Below are 2,620 nucleotides of genomic sequence, written 5' to 3' on the forward strand. Positions count from 1 at the left end.
TAAAAGGTGCGGACTATGAATCTAAAAGATGCAGGAGAATCCACAACCTCTGATTCTGGGTTCGGGGATAGTTAAGTAGTTGTTTTTAGGGTGTTAATTTCGCTCCTATATATAGATGTTATTGCCATACTTAAGAAAGGCATGGATATGTTGATCTTGATTTTTTTGATTGAGGGATATTGTTTATAAAGCTTGCAGGTGATTACTGCAGTTTTTTTACAAAAATCGAGGTATCCATTGATTTTAGGAGACATGAACATGGATTATCGATAGAAGCGGTCATCTTTTCGGATGTAGTATTACGATTGGCGAAAAGATTGCTGCGTCATGGCATAAGCATAATATAGGAGGAGGAGTTGAGGTTACTCCCGTTCCTTGTGTGAATCAAGGAGAGGAGAAGCTGCTATTTTATTTCTGATAAGAAGAAAGAATGGAGAGGATGAGAGTGTCATTGGGTTAGAAAAGTTCAAGGTATTCAAGATTATATATTGTGATACCTCTATATTCTCTGTTTTGCGTATATAGTAAACAGATTGTGTTGGGATACAGCGACGTCTTGATCTCAATAAATTTTGGTTTTTTGTGGACTCCGTTATGAAGCATCCTGCTCGGTGATAGGAGGAGTAGGAGGAGGAGGGAAGCGATTGAGTTGTTCGAATGAGAGTGTCGGAAGATATCTGCTATATTTAGAGGCATGCCATTCCTGTACAGAAATCGAATATTATCAATGAGGAGAGAGGAGAAATGTGCAGACGCCGTGAAAGGATGTATTTCATTTTTTCTCAATAATATCTTAGGCTAGTAGATCTCAATTATTGCTGTTTTCTGATATCCTTCCTAGGGAAAACTCTTCTTCGTAAAATCCGGCTTATTTTGGTTCCGAAAACAGTTCTACGATACATGGATTTGTTGTTTATATGAGATATGAAGAAATTTTTCAGAATTTTTATCGTTGATATGTTTTTTTGGACATTGAGCCTTTGAGGAAATGTTGAGGATAATTTACTGATTCAATAATGACTAGGATCATTGATACAGGGAGATCATATGCAGTCGTGATAAAAACAATTTCCCTGATTCAGAGCAGAAATTTTCTTCAAGGTATTTTTGTTGCGGCGCAGAATTTATTAGTATTCTCCAAAAAAATCTAAGATTTTGATTTGTTCTAGTTCTTTTTATCGCGTATTTTTAGGATTTCTGGCGCATCTTGAATCTCAACAGAAGGATGTAATGATCCTTGAAGATTGGATTCCTATACGAGAAAGACCAGTTCTCATGCGTATAAGACCTGGTCTTTTTTCACGATGGAGAATATTGTTCTGACGTATGGTTCTTGTATATTATTTGTTGTGAATACCATCGATTTTGCTGATGATGTTATGCTTCTGCTTGTGATATGCTTTTCCATCCATAATATTCTGTATTAGAAAGAATTAGTTGCCAAGAGTTTCAAAGAAATCTTTCATGCGAGAGAAAAACCCTGTAGATTGAGGGTTATTATCTTTCGAGGATATTTTCTCAAATTCTTCCAATAGTTCACGCTGACGTTTGTTTAACTTTTGCGGCGTTTCAACCTTAATCTGTACATACAGATCACCTTTTCGGGTGGAATTTACTACCGGCATACCTTTTCCTTTAAGGCGAAATTGCTTTCCAGTTTGAGTTCCTTCAGGTACGGTAACACGCGAGTGAGTAGCATCAAGCGTTGCTACGTCAAAAGTTCCGCCGATCGCAGCCGTTGTCATATAAACGGGCACAACGCAATATAGATCGGATCCATCTCTTTGGAAAAACTGATGTTTTTTAACGGAGATAAATATATATAGATCTCCCGGACTTCCTCCTTGTAGTCCAGCTTCACCCTCACCAGATAGCCTGATACGTGTGCCATCCTCAATTCCTGAAGGAACATTCACAGACAAGAGTTTTTCTTTTGCCATACGTCCTTGTCCGTGGCAATGAGAGCAGGGGTGAGCAATTCTTTGCCCAGAACCATTGCAAGTCATACACGCGCGCTCAATAGAGAAAAAACTTTGAGCCGTTGTATATACCCGCCCAGATCCATTGCAAGTTTTACAAACTTGTGGATTGGTTCCTGGCTTTGAGCCAGATCCGGAACAGATATCGCATCTAACAGCAGTAGGGACGCGTATTTCTATTGTTTTACCAGAAAAGGAATCTTCAAGGGATATTTCTAGATTATAACGGAGATCTGCACCGGGTTCTTGCGCCGATGAAGTTCGCTTGCGACCATGACCAGATCCCATCATTTCCCCGAAAATATCGTCGAAAATTTCGGAAAAAACACTGCCGCCACCGCCCATATTTGCACCAAAGCCACCGCTGCTGCTGCTTGTCCTGCCTCTGTTTTCGAAAGCTGCATGCCCATATTGGTCATACATGGCGCGCTTTTCAGGGTCTCGCAGTACTTCGTAAGCGTCGTTTATTTCTTTAAATTTTTTTTCTGCTTCAGGATTATTCTGATTCTTGTCAGGATGATACTTCATTGCCAGATTACGGAATGCAGATTTAAGCTCTTTATCACTAGCGGTACGACTTGCGCCTAGGATTTCATAAAAATCAGCCTTTTCCATTCTAAACTCGTCTCCTAATGACGGAA

The 2,620-nt window shown here is 39.6% G+C and carries 1 protein-coding gene; it reads right to left on the reverse strand.

Translation table 11 applies throughout. The features are described 5' to 3' along the window. Window positions 1-1,433: 1,433 nt before the first annotated feature. Window positions 1,434-2,594, reverse strand: a complete 1,161-nt coding sequence (gene dnaJ, locus H0G72_RS05945; RefSeq protein ID WP_182017851.1) for a molecular chaperone DnaJ — start codon at window positions 2,592-2,594, stop codon at window positions 1,434-1,436. Between the last annotated feature and the right edge of the window lie 26 nt (window positions 2,595-2,620).

The sequence above is a fragment of the Candidatus Liberibacter sp. genome, assembly GCF_014048425.1.
Lineage (GTDB): Bacteria > Pseudomonadota > Alphaproteobacteria > Rhizobiales > Rhizobiaceae > Liberibacter.